A 17,472-nucleotide genomic window follows, 5' to 3' on the forward strand; every position below is an offset into this window, starting at 1 on the left:
TCTTCCTCCCTAATCTCCGTTGCCGGATGCTTGTTGTATGGCGCCAAAGAACACGCCGTAGCGGGGTACCTGCAGCCTAGCGTTTTCCAGGCTGGCCGCAAAGCCGTGCCCGTCGAGGGCTGCCAGCCCCGGCCAGGCCGTCAGCCTGGCGCTTTGCGGCTCGGGGCTGCAGTTGAAGAGGGCGAGCAGCTGCTGGCCGGCATGGCGGCGTTCGAAGGCGAGCAGCGGTTCGTCGAGATCGGCAAAGCGCAGGCTGCCCCAGCGCAGCGCCGGCTGGCGCCGCCGCCAGGCGAGAAAGCCGCGGTAAGCGTTGAGCAGCGAGCCGGGCACGTGGTCCTGCCGGTCGACCGCCCGCTCCAGATGGCGCGGGTCGATGGGCAGCCAGGGTTCGGCCGGCGAGAAGCCGGCATGGTCCTCGGCGGCACGCCACGGCATCGGTGTGCGGCAGCCGTCGCGGCCCTTGAACTCGGGCCAGAAGGCTTTGCCATAGGGGTCCTGCAGGCGCTCGAAGGGCACCTCGGCTTCCGGCAGCCCCAGTTCCTCGCCCTGGTAGAGACAGACGGAGCCGCGCAGGCTGAGCAGCAAAGCCATCAGAAGCCGCGCAAAGTCGTCGTCTCCGTCGCCATCATTTGACCAGCGAGACACCGCGCGCACCACGTCGTGATTGCTGAAGGCCCAGCAGGGCCAGCCGTCGTCGATGCCGCCCTCCATCTCCTCGACCACGGCGCGCAGGTGCGCCGCGGAGAACGTCGGCGTCAGCAGGTTGAAGGTGTAGGCCATGTTCAGGCGGTCGCCGCCCTTGGTGTAGTCGGCGGCGATGGCCAGGGAATTGTCGCCGCTGACCTCGCCCATGGTCGCCCGGCGGTCGTAGCGGTCCGTGAGGCTGCGCAGGCGCTTCAGGATTGTCAGGGTTTCCGGTTGGGTCTTGTCGTAGAGATGGCGCTGATAGGCGTAGGGATTGTCGAGGTGAACCCCGTCGGTGGGCCGCTCGCCGGGCTGCAGCGGCGGGTTGTCGCGCAGCGCCGGATCATGGGTGCAGAAGTTGACGGCATCCAGGCGAAAGCCGTCGACCCCCAGATCGAGCCAGAAGGCGGCGTCGGACAACAACTGGTCCTGCACCGCCGTGTTGTGCAGATTGAGGTCCGGCTGGGTGGCGAGGAAGTTGTGCAGATAGTACTGCCGTCGCCGCGGCTCCCAGCTCCAGGCCACACCGCCGAAGACCGACAGCCAGTTGTTGGGCGCTGTCCCGTCGGCCTTGGGGTCGGCCCAGACGTACCAGTCCGCCTTGGGATTGTCGCGGCTCTGTCGGCTTTCGGCGAACCAGGGGTGCTCGTCGGAGGTGTGGCTGAGCACCAGGTCGATGAGGACCTTGAGGTTCAGATCATGGGCCTTGTCCAGCAGACGCCGAAAGTCGTCGAGGGTGCCGAAGAGCGGATCGACGGCGCGGTGGTCGGCGATGTCGTAGCCGAAGTCGCGCATCGGCGACTTGTAGAAGGGCGAGATCCAGATGGCCTCGACCCCCAGCCCCGCGACGTAGTCGAGCGTCTCGGTGATGCCGGCGAGATCGCCCAGGCCGTCGCCGCTGGCATCGCGGAAGCTGCGCGGATAGATCTGATAGATCACGGCGCCGCGCCACCATTCGGCCCCCGTGCCCGTGCCTGTGCCGTTGCCGGTCACTGTCATCCCTTCACCGCCCCCGCGGTCAGGCCGGAGACGATCTTGCGCTGGAAGATCAGCACCAGGGCGATGATCGGCAGGGTGACGATGACCGAGGCCGCCATGATGTTGCCCCAGGGCAGTTCGTGCTCGCTGGCGCCGGTGATCAGGGCAATGGCCACCGGCACCGTGCGCTGGTCGTTGGTCAGGGTGAAGGTGAGCGCGAAGAGGAACTCGTTCCAGGCGGCGATGAATGCGAGCAGGCCGGTGGTCACCATGGCCGGCCACATCAATGGCATGAAGACCTGGGTGACGATCACCCAGGGCGTGGCGCCGTCCACCAGGGCGGCCTCCTCCAGCTCCACCGGCATTTCGCGCATGAAGGTGGTCAGCACCCAGACGGTGAAGGGCAGGGTGAGGATCATGTTGGCGAGGATCAGGCCCAGCGGGTTGTTGTAGAGGCCGAAGAGGCGGACCATCTCGAACATGCCCGACAGCACGGCGACCTGCGGGAACATGGAAACGCTGAGGATGGTCAGCAACAACAGGCCGCGGCCGCGGAACTTCACCCGGCCCAGAGCATAGGCGCCGGTCATGCCGAGGAAGAGGGAGAGGGCGACGACGGCGGCGGCCACCAGGACCGAGTTGGCGATGTTGCGGGCGAAGGGCTGCTCGCGGAACACCGAGGCGTAGTTGTCCCAGTTCCAGTTCAGGGGAAAGTAGTCGACGCGGAACAGTTCCGAGCCGACTTTGAACGAAGAGACGATGGCGTAATAGAAGGGAAAGACGGCAAAGAGAATGATGGCGACCAGCAGCAGCACGAAGGCGCCGCGGAGCAGAAGTTTGCGGATCGCCATGGCCGGCATCAGCGCCCTCCCTCGCCCAGGTTGACACGCCCGGCGACGATGTAGACCACCGTCAGCACAGCGATCACCATGAACAGCAGTGTCGAGGCGGCGGAGCCGTAGCCGACGGACTGGAAGTCGACCAGTTGTTGGCGCGCGTAGACCGACATCGACATGGTGTCGGCGCTGTTGGAGGTGAGGACGTAGATCAGGTCGAAGATCCTGAGCGCGTCCAAGAGGCGGAAGATCACCGCCACCATGATCGCCGGGCGGATCAGCGGCAGGGTCACCTTGAAGAAGACCTTCACCGGATGCACGCCGTCGACCCGCGCCGCCTCGTAGCAGTCGGACGGCAGCATCTGCAGACCGGCCAGGATCAGGAGTGCCATGAAGGGCGTCGTCTTCCAGACGTCGACCATGATGACGGCGGACATGGCGAGCTGCGGGTCGGCGGTCCAGGCCACCGGCTGCGAGAGAATGCCGAGGCCCATGAGCATGTCGTTCAGGACGCCGAACTGATCGTGCAGCATCCAGCCCCACATCTTGGCCGAGACCACCGTGGGCACCGCCCAGGGAATGAGGATGGCCGCCCGCAGTATGCCGCGGCCGGGGAAACTGGCGTTCAGCGCCAGGGCGATGATGAGGCCGAGGACGGTCTCCAAAGTGACCGAAACCGCGGAGAACACCAGGGTGTTGCGCACGGCGTTCCACCACTCCGGATCGGTCAGCAGCCCGTACCACTCGCCCTCGTCGTATTCCAGGTAGTTGGCGAAGCCGATGAACTCATAGTTCGCCAGGTCCGAGAGGTCGGCATCGGTGAAGCCGAAAAAGATGGTGCGCGCCAGGGGCCAGCCGGCCACCAGTGCCAGCACCAGCAGCATCGGCGCCAGGAACAGCCAGGCCGCCCGCACCCGGCTGCGGCTCAGCGACAGTGCGCCGCCGGCCTTGGCCTTGGCGGGCGCTGTCGGGCTGAGCGTCTGTTGCGTCATGGCGCCGGGCCTCTGGGCGTCTGGCCTGCTACCACCTCTCGTTACGGCTGATCCGCTTCAGCTTCTTCTCGAGCTGCGCCAGGCTCGTGGCCCCGTCCATCTTGCCGGACAGCACCGCATGGGTGGCGTTCCAGAACTCGTTGGAGACGCGGTTGTACTTGGCCCCGGCAATCTTCGAGGGGCGGGCGACGGCCGAGGTGAAGGTGTCGTAGAGGCTGCCGAAGAAGGGATTGGCGTAGAGCACCTCCTCGTCCTGGTAGAGGCTGGCGATGGTCGGGTTGTAGGACCCGGTGATGGCGCGGCGCTTCTGTTCGGCGGCGCTGGTCAGATACATCGCCAGGCTGGCCGCCGCCTCGGGGTTGGCGGAGTACTTGGAGACCGCCAATTGCCAGCCGCCCAGGGTGCCGCTGTTCTTGCCGTCGGGTCCGCCTTTGGGCAGGGCCGCCACCCCGACCTTGTCGCGCACCGGCGAATCCGCGCTGTTGGCCGGGGCCCAGGCGTAGGGCCAGTTGCGCATGAACACGGCATTGCCGGACTGGAACACGCCGCGCGCCTCTTCCTCGGCGTAGTTCAGCACGCCGGGCGGCGAGATGGTGCCGACCCAGCCCGCCGCCATGTCCAGGGCCGCGGCGGCCTTGTCATTGTTGATGGTGATCTTGCCCTTGGCGTCGACGATGGCGCCGCCGCCGAAGGAATCGATCCACTCCAGCGCGTCGCAGGTCAGGCCCTCGTAGGCCTTGCCCTGCCAGACGAAGCCCCAGAGCTTGTCGTTGCCCTTGGCCCGTTCGGCGGCCTGCACGGCGGCGGCGGTTTCGGTCAGCTCCTGCCAGGTCTCGGGCACCGTCTTGCCGTGCGCTTCCAGCAGGTCCTTGCGGTAGTAGAGGATGCCGGCATCGGTGAACCAGGGCATGGCGATCAGCTTGTCGTCGACGGTGTTGTTTTCGACGATTGCCGAAAAGTGCTCCGCCTCGGCGCCGTTGCTGTAGGGCCTCAGGTCGATGAAGTGGTTGGCCAGCATGCCGGGCCAGATCACGTCGATCTGAAACACGTCGATGTCCTCGGCGCCGGCGGCCAGGAGCTGCTGGTAGAGCGCCAGACGCTCGGTGGTGGAGTTCGGCGTATTGACCAGCCTGACCGTATGTCCGCTTTCGGCGGCCCAGGCCTCGGCGCCCTCCTTGCAAAGCTGAAACTCGACGCCCAGCGCACCGCAGGCAATGGAGATCTCGGCCGCCTTGGCCGGCGGTTGGTAGACGGCCGCGCCAAGCGCCAGCGCGGCGCCCGCAAAAGCCGCGCGCAGACCGGGTTGCATCGCCCTCATGTCCTCTTTGTCCTCCCTGGCTTGAGTGTCTGCATCCTTCACGCCAAGCCCTCCGCACGCCGTTCTGCCGCGGCGTCTAGGAAGCCTGTCGGCACTCGCGATGCGCGCGAAAAGCGCATCGCTGCGCCGGGAAGATGTTCACCACAACCTTAAGAGGCTGGCTCCGGCAAGACCAGTGGTTAATAGGAGACTCCCACCGCTCGTCTTGAAGCTGACGTCCCTGGAGGAATGCTGCTGCGGTTCGGGCGTGGTGGCGCGCCAGCGGCAGCGAGGATTCACACCGTGCGGAGCGGGGTGGAGACGATTCGGATGGTGCGGCAGCACCCCCGTCTCCCTCCGGCAATCGACCTTCGAGCGAGAACTGGTCTACGCTATGCGCGTAGTTGAGATATTTATAGATACTGATTTATTGTTTATTATCCATTGCGCGGAATAATAGAAGAAAATATAACATGACTGCATAAGCGGGAAATCTTCTCGGTCAGGTTCGGTTTTGTCTCTTATCAACACGTAAAAAGAGATCAAAGGAGAGCAGGTTTTCATGGTCGACTCTGCGATGTCCGGTCGGAGCGGCTCAGTTGCTCAATCGCACCTGCGGTCCTATTCGAAACCGCCGGTGCGCACCGACGTCCCGCTGGGGATCGAACCGCCGGACAAGGACACCCTCCACAGACTGCCGCTGAAGGGTCTGCCCCTGGTCACCAAAGGGCTGCGCGAGGCGCGGCTGATCAAGAACGCCCGCTTCGAAGGCGTCGTCGAGCTGTTCAATGACGAGAAATCGGGCAGCGGACAGATCTCGCCGGACCGCCTGACCGAAGTCTTCCAATTCGACTCCCACAACCAGGATGACCTCGACCTGATCAAGCACCTCAGCCTGTTGAACAGCTACGATGTCTATACGGTGCGCGTCGCGCTGCGGCGCCTGGGGCTGGAGGTGGAAGACGTGGAGACGTTGCAGCTCACACCGGAACTGCGCACCCAACTGGTGCCGCACATGCGCAGCTTCACCCAGCCGCTGCTCCATGCCGTTTACGGGTCGGCCACCGAGGAGCCGGAGGATCTGAAAGACCTGATCAGTCTCTTCATATCGCCGGACAAGAACAAGGCGCGGGAAAACCTCGACCGGCTGTCGAAGCGCATGCGCATCGACGTGACCGCCATTCCCAAGTTCATTGAAGATTATGGCGACGTCTATCTCTCGCTCGCCTACTACCAGTATTGCCTGGACCAGAACAAGCCGCAGATCTTCAGCTTCCTCGACGCCATCGAGGAGATGCAGCGCTCCGCCAGTCTGAAGCAATCGGCGAACCTGATGGCCACTTGCAAGACACTGCAGACCAAGATCCTCGGCATTGTCCAGGACGTCGCCAGCATCCTGGAGATGTTCCGAATCCGCACCGTCGACATGTGGGAGAAGATGTCGGAGGAAACCTTCCGGCGCATGGAATCCATGATCATCGGCTACCAGACCGCCATTGGCTCCGCGCTGTGCATCATCACGGTGAAGATGAACGCCTGGAACCAGCAGTTTCCGCAAAAGGAAAGCGGGGGTCCCTGGAGCCGGGCGGACTTCCTCATGACCAACATGCGTCCCGGCCTCGAGATGGTCAAAGACATCAGCTACAACGATCTGGGCTGAAGGCAGGCTCGTGGTAGCGTCCCGCACACCGAACGTAGTGATCACCGCCTCCGGCGGGGCGCGGGCCCTGCCGCGGCGGCCGGGATCAATCGCCTTGAAGGGTCAGGTTTACGCGGTCAGTGGTGTTGCAGGCTCATGGGCGGCGCCGTGCGCTGCAACTCCTGGACCGCGGCAACGACGCGGCGCCACACCCGGTGCTCGTCCCAGTCGTCCGAATCCAGGAAGCGGTCGGCCTGCCGTTCGGCGGCCTGGGCTGCATCGAAGCCGTGTTCACGGATAAGCAGGCTCGCAGTACGGTAAACGTTAACGTCTGGAATCATTGGTCCCCACCAATAATGACTAGACATTTTGTCTAAAGATACTGACTAAACACCTATTACAAGATTCGCGTATTCAGAGTAAAGGAATTAATTATTAACAATCATAAGGACTCATTCCTAGGCGAGTGGTGAGGCCGAGTCAAGGGTCGACTCGAACAGGGAAATGTAGGTTTTTCAATGGCTCGCGCTATGGTGCGCGGGGCTGCGGGATGCCGTGATTCGGCCTGAAAACAGGCCCGCTGACTCAAGTTTAAATGGTATAGAGGCCAAGACCCGATCGGTCAGCCGAGAGGGCGATCGTCCATCATCGCGCTATGACTATATTCGCCGCCGCGGGCCTGGGTTGTCGGGCCCGTTTTCGGGCCAGACTGAAGTGTTGGGGCGGGCCTGGGGATTCTTGCCCGCGCGTCCGGCCGCCGGCAGGCGGCCGCGGTCTGGCGGGTCAGGCGGCGGCGGCCGTGCGGTGTTCGGGGAACACGGGATAGAGGCCTTGGGTCCGGCCAAGCTGTTGCACCAGGGCGAGCACGGCATCGATGTAGGGAGTCTCGGCGCCCACCAGGCGGCCCATCTCCTGGACAGCGGTCAGCAGGGCGCCGACCTCCAGGGGCCGGCCCCGCTCGAGATCCTGCAGCATGGAGGTCCGGTGTGCGCCGACTCTTGCGGCGCCGTTGATCCGGCGTTCGATATCCACGCGGAAATCGGCCCCCAGGGTGCGGGCAATGCCCTCGGCCTCGGTCATCATGGCCCGTGAAAGGGCGCGGGTGCCGGGATCGGTGGCCACCGTCTCCAGGGTCGCGCGGGTCAGCGCGCTGATGGGATTGAAACAGAGGTTGCCCCAGAGCTTCAGCCAGATCTCGTCGCGGATGTTGTCTAACAAGGGCGCCTTCAGGCCGCCGGCGGACAGTGCCTCGCTGAGCGCCCGGCTGCGCGGCGAGAGGCTGCCGTCCGGCTCGCCCAGGGCGAACTTGTCACCGTAGGTGTGCTTGATGATGCCCGGCGCCACGATCTCGGTGGCGGGATAGACGACACAGCCGATGGCGCGCTGCGGGCCGATGGCCCGCCATTGCCGGTCTTCAGGGTCGACGCTGGCCAGGCGCTGCTCGGCGAAGCGGCCCTCCAGGGCGTGGAAGTACCACCAGGGCACGCCGTTCTGGCAGGTCACCACCGCGGTCTTGGCGTCCAGCAGAGGTTTCATGCGCTCCGCCACCTCCCAGGCCTGATGAGCCTTCAAGGCGACGATCACATAGTCCTGCGGCCCCAGGGCCTGCGGGTCGTCGGTGGCGGTGATCTGGGCCACCCGCGTCTGCTCGCCGATCAGCAGCTTCAGCCCGTTCTCGCGCATCGCCGCCAGATGGGCGCCGCGGGCGATCAGCGACACCTCAACCCCGGGGACCTGGGCCAGCTGTACGCCGAGGTATCCGCCGATGGCACCGGCTCCGTAGATCGCGATCTTCATGTCTGAAACTCCCTGGGTGTCGTGGCCCGGCGTCTGCCCACCGGGGCGCCTGCGGCGGGCGGCCGCAGCGCCTAAGCAGTCTGTTTCAAGGTCTTCTGAAACAACCTCAGCTCATGAAACAACAAGCCGATTGCTTTGTAAATTGCACCAAAGATCATGACGCGATAACTTCAGATCATGACGGCACTGCGCGGACGGCTGCCCCCGGCCAACAGCCTCGTCACCTTCGAAGCGGCCGCGCGGCATCTCAACTTCACCCGCGCGGCGGCGGAGCTTTCGGTGACTCAGGCGGCGGTCAGCCGGCAGGTGCAACTGTTGGAGGACAACCTGGGCTGCACGCTCTTCGAGCGGCGGCCACGGGGGCTGGAGCTGACCGCGGCCGGGCGGCGCCTGCGCGAGGCGGTGACCATGGGGCTCGGTCATATCGCCACCACGGCGGCCGACCTGCGGCGGGTGCGCCGGCCGGGGGAGCTGACCGTCTCCACCTCCGTGACCTTCGCCAACTACTGGCTGATGTCGCGCATCGCCAAGTTCCGCGCCACCCACCCGCAGGTGCAGTTGCGTCTGGTGGCCTCGGCGCCGGTGCGCGACCTCGCGGCTTCGGGCATCGATCTGGCGGTGCGTTACGGCAGCGGGGCCTGGGATGGCGCCGAGGCGACCCGCCTGATGGACAACGAGGTCTTCCCGGTCTGCGCGCCCGGCTACATGGCCGGCCGGCGGCCGCTTGCCGCGCTCACCGACCTTCTCGACGAGACGCTGCTGCATCTCATCGAGTACGACAGCAACTGGGTCACCTGGGAGGCCTGGCTGGCGGCGCTCGGGATCCGCGCGCCGGCCCGCGGGCCCAGCCTGGAGTTCGACAACTACCTGGTGCTCACCCAGGCGGTGCTCGACGGCCAGGGCATCGCCCTCGGCGGCGGCCGCCTGGCGGAGGACTTCCTCGCACGGGGCCGTCTGGTCCGCCCCATCGAGGCGCGCCTGCGCTCCGAACGGGCGTTCTATCTGCTGGTGCCCAGCGATCAGCCGATGACGCCCCAGGCCGAGGCCTTCCGCGACTGGATCCTGTCAGAGTCGCGCAACGGAGCGGTCTAGAGTCTTTCCTGTTTTGACGGCACCGGCCCGCGCGCCCTCACCGTAAAGGTCTCTAAACGAGCTGGTGTTCCAGCCGCCGGAAGCTGTCTTCCTGGGCATCGGAGAGCGCGCCGTCCTCGATCTCCGCGATCTCCCGGATCGTTGCCAGCAACTGGCCCCGCTCCTCGGCGGTCAACTGGCCGATCAGGTTGCGCGCTAGGCGGCGGATGACCTCGTCCATGTTGCCGGCGGACTGCTGCACCAGCCAGCGCCCGTAGGCGCCTATCTGCCGGGCATCCTCGGCGCTGCATGCGAAGGCCTTGCCGCAGGCCTCGTCGATGGCGTCGATCTCCTCGCGGCTGAGTGCGCCGTCCATATTGGCGAAGGCGGCGAGGATGCCCGCCGCGGCGAGGCGCGGGTCTTCGATGCCGTCGAGCGGGTTCTGGTTGGCCTTGCGGCGGTAGCCGAAACGGCGCACCGCGGCGCGCATGTCGTCGGCGATCTCGACGACCTCGCGGGCCGCTGTGGCGGCATTGCGCATGCGCCAGTACCAGAACAGGGCGACGCCGACGACGCCCAGGATGCCGAGCAGGATGTGCATGGAGGCCGTCCCCGAAGACTTGACATGAACCCTGGATTGAGCCGCAGCCTACGCGAGAAACTCTCGATATCAAAGCGTCGGGCTGTCATTTCGGAACCGCCGCCCGCTGCCTTGGCCCCGGGCACCGCGGCAACAGGGGCTCTGCCGCTAACATCCTGGGGTTTAGGAATAGTTCACTCCTGTCTGGCTAAATCGACTCTCAGAGAACCAATCAAAAAGAGCTAATTGTTTTGACCAGTTGGTCGGATGTCTGCGACCGGTTGTTGAGTCCCACCGTGGGCTGCCTGCGCGGGGGCGGGGCCTCTGGCGCGGCGCGCGGAGGCTGCCACGAGGCGGCGATCGGGACTGTCGGGAAAGGAACGCTGCGTCTTGTCGGTTAGCAACGCCTCATCATTCGCTGCAGCCTCCGCGGACCCCGCTTGCACGGGGGTGGCGGCGAAAGATTCACTGCACATCCTGCCGCTCTCCAGCCTTCCTTTGGCGACCCCGGGACTGCACCGGGCGCGGCTGATCAAGAACGCCCACTTCGACGGGGTCGTGGAGCTCTTCGCCGATGTCCAGACCGGCAGCGGCCAGGTCGCGCCGCAGGATCTGCCCCGGGTGTTTCAGTTCGGTGCCGATAACCTTGGGGACCTGTCGCTGCTGGTGAACCTCAGCCAGAGTTCCAGCTATGACGTCTACAGCCTGCGGGGCGAGCTGCGGCGCCTGGGCGTCGACGTTGAGAACGTCGACGACCTGCGCCTTTCCGAGGCCAAGGCGCGTGAGGTCACCCCCCACATGGCGGCCTTCACCCGCCCGCTGGTACGGGCCGTCTTCGGCAGCGCCGGCGACGAGCAGTCGCCGGGCGATCTGATGCAGCTCTTCGCCGCGCCGGATGTGGAAACCACCCAGAACAACCTGGCCAAGCTGGCACAACAGGTGGATATCGAGATCCCCGCCATTCCGAAGTTCCTGCAGGACTACGGCGACGTCTATCTCTCCCTGGCCTACTACCAGTCCTGCCTTGATGCCTCGCGGCCGAAGCTGGAGGCCTTTCTGGAGGCGCTGGCCGAACTGAAGAAGGACCGCAACCTGGCCCAGGACCGCGGCGTCATGGCCGCCTGCCGGGAGGTCCAGGAGAATGTCGAAAACGTGGTCGAGGAGGTGGGCGACATCCTGGCCATGTTCCGCGACCGCACCGAGGACATGTGGACGGACATGTCCTCCGATAAGTTCCGGCGTATGGAGCAGATGATCACCGACTACCAGAAAAAGGTGGGCGGCGCGCTCTGCTTCACCAGCGTGAAGCTGGACGCCTGGAGCGAACGCTTTCCGCGCCCGGACGTCGGTGGCCCGAGGCGACGGGCCGACTTCGTGATGAACACCATGCGCCACGGCCTGGAGCGCGTGCAGTCCATCGACGACTAGAACAGGCCATAGGGGCCGATGTGTTCTAGCGGCGCCAGTCCGCTCACAGACCGTAGCGGCCGAAGTCGGCTTCACCGGTCTGTGGGGCGCCGCGCACCATCTCGCTCAGTCCGAGGTTCCGCAGCATGTGCTCGCTCATGGCCTCCGGGCGTGCCGGTCGGCGGCGGCGCCTGAGGCGCGCCCCCAGTCTGGCTCCCAGCCGGGCCAGGACCTGCAGGCCCAGGACCCGCAGGCCCAGGACCCGCAAGCCCAGGATCCGTAACCACAGCCGCCGCAGGGCCGATCCTCCACGCTGCAATCCAAGGCTCTCCCCCATCGTTTCCTCCATGGCCTGTCGAACAGGATCGCGAGCATCTGTTATTCAGTTTCCTATGGATAGCTGTCATATGCGTAAGATATTATTCATGGATGAATAATGGAGCCTTGAACTGGGATGACCTCCGGGTGTTCCTCACCCTGGTGCAGACCGGCAGCCTCTCTGCCGCGGCGCGCCGGCTTGGGCTCAGCCAGCCCACCGTTGGCCGGCGGGTCCAGGCGCTGGAGCGCGCGCTGGACAAGCGGCTGTTCGAGCGGCTGCGCAGCGGCTATACGCCCACCGCCGCCGGGGAGGCGCTGGTGCCCCTGGCGGAATCCATGGCCACGGCGGCGGAGGCGGTGGCGCGGCGCCGCGCCGAGAGCGATGAGCTGGCCGGCACGGTGCGGATCAGCGCCGGTGCCTCGGCCTGCCGCTTTCTATGCAGCCGGGTCGGCACCCTGCTGGACGGCCTGCCCGCGCTCTCGCTGGAGATCGCCGCCTCCTCCCAGTTCACCAACCTCTCCCGGCGGGAGGCCGACATCGCCATCCGCAACCGGCTGCCGGAGCGCGGCGACCTGATCACCCGGGTGGTCGCCCATCCCGCCGTGGCCGCTTACGCCAGCCGGGACTATGTCGCCCGGCACCAAGTGGAGCTGGGCTCAGAGAGCCGGGAGCCGGCGGATTGGGCGCGCTGGGACTGGGTCGACTACGACGAGGCGCGCCAGCACCTCGCGACGGCGCGCTGGCTGGCGGCCAGGGCCAAGGGCGCGCGGCGCCGGGTGGCCTGCAGCACCCCCGCGGAAAAGCTGGACGCCGTCAAGGGCGGCGCCGGCCTCGGCCTGCTCTCCTGCTATGCCGCCGACGGCGATCCCGCCCTGCAGCGGGTCAGCGCGCCGATCCCGGAACTGCGCGGCAGCACCTGGCTGGTCGTCCACCAGGACCTGCGCCGCGTCCCGCGCATCCGCGCCGTCACCGAAAGACTGGTCGATCTGTTCCGAGAAAATGCCGAACTCTTCGACGGCAAACGGCCCATAGCCCCGGCCCGCTAGCCCCGACGCTGTGATGGTCTGAATCGATCTGGCGGACCCGTCAGGATTTGACCTTATGACCTTTGCTGTCGCGGAGACGCGACTGCAGGCAGCCTCCTGTTTGACAAAGCGGCCCCCTCCACCGATATGGGCAATGCCGATAAGTCACTGTCAGGGAATTCATCCGTGGACGTACTTGTTTCAGTTTTTCTGCCGCTGTCCCTCGGCATCATCATGCTGTCCTTGGGGCTCGGCCTCAGGGTTGCGGACTTTGTCCGTGTTATCCAACAGCCCCGCGCCGTGTTTGCGGGGCTCTTTGCGCAGGTCATCCTGCTGCCGATCATAGTTTATGGCTTTGTGGTTGCTTTCGGGGTCAGCGGTGAACTCGCCTTCGGGTTCATGCTGTTGGCGGCCAGCCCCGGCGGCGTGACGTCGAACATCCTGACCAAGCTGGTGGGCGGCACGCTGGCGCTGTCCATTTCTCTGACCGGGCTGATCAGCCTTCTCTCGGTCATCACCGTGCCTTTGTTGGCCGCCTTCTGGGCGGGGCTGTTCCTGGATGCGGGCGACGTCACCGTCAATGTCACCAGTCTTGCCCTGAAGATGTTTGCCATCACGGCGGTGCCGGTGGCGATTGGCATGGCCATACGGGCGGCTGCGAACCGTTTTGCCACCCGGATCGAGCCGGCACTTTCCTTCATGGCGGCGGTTCTCTTTGTGATCATCGTCATCGCTGCGGTGGCCGCATCCTGGGACGTTCTGGTCGCCAACTGGGCCACCTTGGCCCCGATGACGGCCTTGATGGTGCTCTGTCTGCTTGCCCTTGGCTGGAGCGTCGCCCGCGCTCTTGGCCTGCCGGTCGCCGACCGCGCGGCCATCGGGATGGAAACGGGCATTCAGAACAGCACCGTGGCCATCACCCTGGCCGGCATCCTGCACGCGGGGCCGGAGGCGCTGCCGGTCATTGCCCTGCCCGCCGCCATGTACGGCATACTGATGTATCTGGGGGCGTTGCCGGGGGGCTATCTGATGTACCGCGTCACGAAGGGGGCTGCACGGGCGCCGGCACAAGCGCCGTCATTCTGATTGGCGAGACTATGCCTTGAGAGACCGCTGGGGCAGAGTCATCAGGTTGATGGATCGCACCGCTTGGACGTTTTGGGCGCGATCCCCTCAGACCCGGATCCGCTCTCATTCTTGAGTGTAGAGCGGATTCACATGTTTAGACGCAAACACCAAAGTGTTTCTGTCTAAACATGATCCGCTCTAGGCGCCGGCGCTTTGTTTACGCGAGGGCTTGGCGGTCTGTGCGGGTTTCCGTATTCGGTCCGGACGAGGCGGGCAGAGACGCGGCGGGGATAGTCGGGGCTGGGACGGGCTGGCGCCCGAAGGCCTCAATCCAGCCGCGCCGGGCGTCATCGTAGCGCTCGCCGAGGCGGAGGGCCCGCTCCCTGTCCAGCAGGGTCTTTGCCAGCGGGATGACCTCTTCTGCTTCCTGGGTGAACTGCGCCTTGAAAAGCCCGGTCAGCCGCTCGACGGCCGTCTGCCAGGCCGCGTCGGTCGTCTCCATGTCAGCCAGTTCGTCGACCAGCAGGGCCGCTTCGCCGTGGGCCTCCACGGCGCGGCGGGCGGGCTGCTCGTTGCCGGTACGCGCCAGAAGCTCGGCGTAAAAGCACTGCTCCGCGGCGCTGCTGTGCGCCTCCAGGGCGTCGCTCAGCCGGTCGATCAGCAGCGGGCGCATGGACTGCATCGGCGCGCCGTCCTGGGTCAGGCGCAGCGCGGCCGCCAGGAAGCGCAGCCGGTCATGTTCGGCCGTCATGCGATCGAAGATATCCGGGCGGCGCGTGTGCTCGGCCGCCGGCCGGAACGTCAGGACTGCAGCATCCGAAGAACCCATCTTCCCTCAAAACCCCTTGGTGACCCGTTGAACCCCTCGGCCGCGAACGACCGGGGGCAGGAAACCACGGCCCCAAGATCCGGTCTGTGAGTTTTCCCATACTCCCGGGCAATTAGTTGCCGCGGTTTTGGGCGGGCGGAGAGGCGCTCCAATGCCGAGATCAGGGAGAAGATGCTTAAAGGGAGGTTAAGGTCCAGCGCCGCCGATGGGGGATGTTCGAACCAGCCCTCCTTTGCATGAACGCCTTCATGCTCCAGACCACAACAGTAACTTGCTGCCCGAAGCCAACGCGTAGGATGGCGGGCCATACGAGATGAAAATGCGAACGAGATCTCCCAAAGCGGCCAAGTCAACCTATGCTTCGACCGCCGATTGCTTATTAGAAAAAGAAGTGACTATCATTTCAGCCACAACGGAATAGCAGACATGAATGCCGTTGACAGTTCTCGGCGAGATGCCCGTGCCAACGGATCGTCCTCACCAACATCGGAGAGAAATAGGCCGTCCGCAGTCTCCGCCTCGTCCAAAAACAATTTAGGATCATAGTCCTGCATCGAATGCACTACTACCCATGAGGCGGTTAAAACCTAAGAATGCACGCATCTAGTCAATAATTTGAAATGGGTATTTGCAATCCCAATGCATGTGAAATCTCTCGCCCAATCCGTTGGTTAATGTAGTTTGGCCAGCAGGGTTGCCACATTTAGGACACAACGAACCGCTATCAAGCCATTCTGTTCTTTGCACAATCGGAATTGTGAGCTCTTCGATTACTGAGACACAATCCTCTTCTCGATCATACTGAACGCGCTTTTTGCAATCGTAGCAGATTTGCTTTCCTTCTCCCCTTTCCTGATCAATCTTGAACGTAAGACTGGTCTCACAATTCTCGGTGGGGCATGGTCGTCGAACTACCGTCTTTGCGGCATCTTCGCCATCATAAATTGTATGGCAGGAGAAGCAGACAAAATAGACACTTCCTACGTCGGTTTCCTTAAATGCTGGAAGGAACTCCCTTCCACAATCGCAATGAAATCGCCCATCTGGCATGCGGTTTAATAGCTTCTCCTCATATCTTGGGCCTAGAAAAATTTCTCCTGTTTCTTGATTATGCAGGACGTTTGCTCGGCACCCCTCACAAAACCGGTCGTCAACGACTCGACCGTACTTTCCTCGAAAGTCTACAACATGACCGCATCTTGGGCAGTTTGCTTCGATTGACCGTGGCGTTACCTTATGTGAAAGGAGCTCTCGAGCCCCGATCCTTGATCCAACATTCATTGATCTGCCGACCCCAGATGATCTATTGGACCATCGGTTAACAACCTTTGTACTTCCGTCCCCTAGGCGATGAACGTTGAGATCCGTACCACAGTTTTTGCATTCTACAGCTTTAGTTGTTCCTGGTGCTTCTCTTAGGTTTGTGGAATTCACGATTCCACAACTCATGCAATTGAATGATACTTCTGTATCGATGCCAGATGACTTGTTTGCTTGTTCTAAGAGGGCTTCATTGCGTCTGGGCACATTTATCTGTGGGCGAGCCATCTCGGTCGGCTCATCACTCTTCACGTAACCCATTTCTTCGATTTCTTTCAGCGAGGTGCCAGAGTCGGCTGCTAAATTCTTCAATGTGAACGCAACAAGCCTGTGCATTTCGCGAAGATCTTCAATTTCTGGAAGTTCGTTGCTAAGCGCTTCGATATTCGCCGTTGTCAAATCCACTCGACGTCCCGAAAAATTTGCGAGTCTCTGCATTTCCTTCTCGAACCGTGCGCGCTCGTTGTTATTAGTAATCAAATAGGACACTAGAACAGTGGCAATGAAGATCAATAGGTCACTGAAGAGCCCTGAAACGCCAGTGAATTTCCCCGTGTAGGAGAGGATTATTGAGGTAATAGCTCCAATTGAGGCAACGGAAGCCAACAACCAAATGATATCAATTCTGAACCTGTCGCCCTCACGTTTCGGCATTTCAGTTCTCCGAACGAAAAAAGGCTCCCTAAAGGGAGCCCACTATAATGCTATGTTAATACTAATTTTAGTATGTTGTGTGTCGCAACCAGTTCTAGAAGCCATATTTTTCAGCACCTGTCAATCCCGTATCCACATTCCTATAGCATCGATGCGGTAATCTTCGTAGAAATGGGTATTGGGTGGTAACGTTTTTGTGCCAAGGAGGCCATTTCCTTAAGCACTTAACCGTGAAGGCCGGTAGACCAACAAAAACGTCATAGCCGGGCTGAACAGTTTGAATCCGGAGGACGCCGTGCTCGGAACGTTAAGTCGGCATCCTGCGCAGCCCCATCGCGAGCTTGAGGATAGCTTATGATCTTTATGAGTTGGCGGCGGTGGTCTGGGCGGTTTGGTTGGATGACTTATCGCGACCGGATAGCGGATTAAATCCAGCGGCTTCGGAAACTCCCTCATTCGGCAAGGAAACTGCCGTCATGGAGTGTCGCGAGAGACAGTATTGCGCCTTGGAGTATGGTGGAGACGGCGAGATTCGAACCGAGCGCTGTGAGCATCATCAAGAAGCTTGTTGGTGAGTACTTCTCTCGAACCCGTCTTGAAGCACTTCTCGAGTTGGTGCGTATTCCCCTCGATCTAAAAACAAAAGATTGGTCTCAGGTCCAACGGCAAGTGCGTCATTGTCAGCCTCACTTAGCCCCTCTTATGGAACGTCACTCTTCGCCGAAGATCGACCGTCAGCCCAACACAAATGTCGCCGCTGATCGACTGTTGCAACTAGGTGTACCACATAGCGACGATAGTCTCCCTTCGCCGCGGCTTCGGAGGACACGCCCAGCTCTAGCGACTTCGCGCGGTGTCCTGGCGTAAGCCGCCCGAAGCTCGAAGAGCGTAGGGTGGCGGACCCGACAGGATTCGAACCTGTGACCTCTGCCTTCGGAGGGCAGCGCTCTATCCAGCTGAGCTACGGGTCCCGCTT

At 63.1% G+C, this 17,472-nt stretch carries 15 protein-coding genes and 1 tRNA gene; 5 read left to right on the forward strand and 11 right to left on the reverse strand.

The genetic code is table 11. The annotated features are described in order from the left end of the window. Positions 1-9: 9 nt before the first annotated feature. Genes Q0996_RS22690 through Q0996_RS22705 form a run of 4 tightly spaced genes read right to left on the reverse strand, consistent with a single transcriptional unit; the run spans position 10 to position 4,808 of the window. Positions 10-1,683 carry an alpha-glucosidase family protein gene (locus tag Q0996_RS22690; RefSeq protein WP_299625464.1) on the reverse strand — a complete coding sequence of 558 codons (1,674 nt, stop codon included), beginning with the start codon at positions 1,681-1,683 and terminating at the stop codon, positions 10-12. After that, positions 1,680-2,513, reverse strand: a complete 834-nt coding sequence (locus tag Q0996_RS22695; RefSeq protein ID WP_322096785.1) for a carbohydrate ABC transporter permease — start codon at positions 2,511-2,513, stop codon at positions 1,680-1,682. The genes Q0996_RS22690 and Q0996_RS22695 overlap by 4 nt, the downstream gene beginning before the upstream one ends. Positions 2,514-2,521: 8 nt before the next feature. Then, positions 2,522-3,490, reverse strand: coding sequence for a sugar ABC transporter permease (locus tag Q0996_RS22700; protein WP_322096784.1), 969 nt, complete (start codon positions 3,488-3,490; stop codon positions 2,522-2,524). A gap of 28 nt (positions 3,491-3,518) precedes the next feature. Beyond that, positions 3,519-4,808, reverse strand: coding sequence for an ABC transporter substrate-binding protein (locus tag Q0996_RS22705; protein WP_299625470.1), 1,290 nt, complete (start codon positions 4,806-4,808; stop codon positions 3,519-3,521). A gap of 616 nt (positions 4,809-5,424) precedes the next feature. On the opposite strand from Q0996_RS22705, the gene Q0996_RS22710 reads away from it, so the two are divergent. Beyond that, positions 5,425-6,447 (forward strand): hypothetical protein, encoded by a 1,023-nt coding sequence (locus Q0996_RS22710; protein ID WP_299625473.1) that lies wholly within the window; start codon positions 5,425-5,427, stop codon positions 6,445-6,447. 116 nt (positions 6,448-6,563) lie between these two features. Here the strand turns inward: Q0996_RS22710 and Q0996_RS22715 are convergent, their stop codons facing one another. Continuing rightward, positions 6,564-6,767 (reverse strand): hypothetical protein, encoded by a 204-nt coding sequence (locus tag Q0996_RS22715; protein ID WP_299625476.1) that lies wholly within the window; start codon positions 6,765-6,767, stop codon positions 6,564-6,566. 442 nt (positions 6,768-7,209) lie between these two features. Beyond that, positions 7,210-8,223 carry a 2-dehydropantoate 2-reductase gene (locus tag Q0996_RS22720; RefSeq protein ID WP_299625479.1) on the reverse strand — a complete coding sequence of 338 codons (1,014 nt, stop codon included), beginning with the start codon at positions 8,221-8,223 and terminating at the stop codon, positions 7,210-7,212. 177 nt (positions 8,224-8,400) lie between these two features. On the opposite strand from Q0996_RS22720, the gene gcvA reads away from it, so the two are divergent. Then, positions 8,401-9,315, forward strand: a complete 915-nt coding sequence (gcvA, locus tag Q0996_RS22725) for a transcriptional regulator GcvA (protein ID WP_299625482.1) — start codon at positions 8,401-8,403, stop codon at positions 9,313-9,315. 52 nt (positions 9,316-9,367) lie between these two features. Here the strand turns inward: gcvA and Q0996_RS22730 are convergent, their stop codons facing one another. Continuing rightward, positions 9,368-9,895, reverse strand: a complete 528-nt coding sequence (locus Q0996_RS22730; protein ID WP_299625485.1) for a TerB family tellurite resistance protein — start codon at positions 9,893-9,895, stop codon at positions 9,368-9,370. A 429-nt stretch (positions 9,896-10,324) separates the two neighbouring features. Here Q0996_RS22730 and Q0996_RS22735 point away from each other — a divergent pair, with 429 nt between their 5' ends. After that, positions 10,325-11,302: a hypothetical protein gene (locus Q0996_RS22735; RefSeq protein WP_299625488.1), complete on the forward strand. Its 978-nt coding sequence runs from the start codon at positions 10,325-10,327 to the stop codon at positions 11,300-11,302. Between the two features lie 43 nt (positions 11,303-11,345). On the opposite strand, the gene Q0996_RS22740 is transcribed toward Q0996_RS22735, so the two are convergent. Then, entirely contained in the window at positions 11,346-11,618 is a 273-nt protein-coding gene (locus Q0996_RS22740) for a hypothetical protein (RefSeq protein ID WP_299625491.1), read from the reverse strand. Positions 11,619-11,725: 107 nt separating this feature from the next. Between Q0996_RS22740 and Q0996_RS22745 the strand changes: the two genes are divergently transcribed. Then, positions 11,726-12,646: a LysR family transcriptional regulator gene (locus Q0996_RS22745; protein WP_299625494.1), complete on the forward strand. Its 921-nt coding sequence runs from the start codon at positions 11,726-11,728 to the stop codon at positions 12,644-12,646. Between the two features lie 126 nt (positions 12,647-12,772). Next, a complete protein-coding gene (locus Q0996_RS22750) occupies positions 12,773-13,711 on the forward strand; it encodes a bile acid:sodium symporter family protein (RefSeq protein WP_299625497.1) in 939 nt (312 codons plus the stop codon). Positions 13,712-13,910: 199 nt separating this feature from the next. Here Q0996_RS22750 and Q0996_RS22755 read toward each other — a convergent pair whose 3' ends face one another. From Q0996_RS22755 to Q0996_RS22765, 3 genes are all read right to left on the reverse strand, one after another. Then, on the reverse strand, positions 13,911-14,444 hold the full coding sequence (locus Q0996_RS22755; RefSeq protein ID WP_299625501.1) for a hemerythrin domain-containing protein: 534 nt from the start codon (positions 14,442-14,444) through the stop codon (positions 13,911-13,913). A gap of 681 nt (positions 14,445-15,125) precedes the next feature. Then, on the reverse strand, positions 15,126-16,496 hold the full coding sequence (locus tag Q0996_RS22760) for a hypothetical protein (RefSeq protein ID WP_299625504.1): 1,371 nt from the start codon (positions 16,494-16,496) through the stop codon (positions 15,126-15,128). Positions 16,497-17,390: 894 nt separating this feature from the next. Continuing rightward, positions 17,391-17,467, reverse strand: a tRNA-Arg gene (locus Q0996_RS22765). Between the last annotated feature and the right edge of the window lie 5 nt (positions 17,468-17,472).

This window comes from Pelagibius sp., from assembly GCF_028289705.1.
Lineage (GTDB): Bacteria > Pseudomonadota > Alphaproteobacteria > Kiloniellales > Kiloniellaceae > Pelagibius.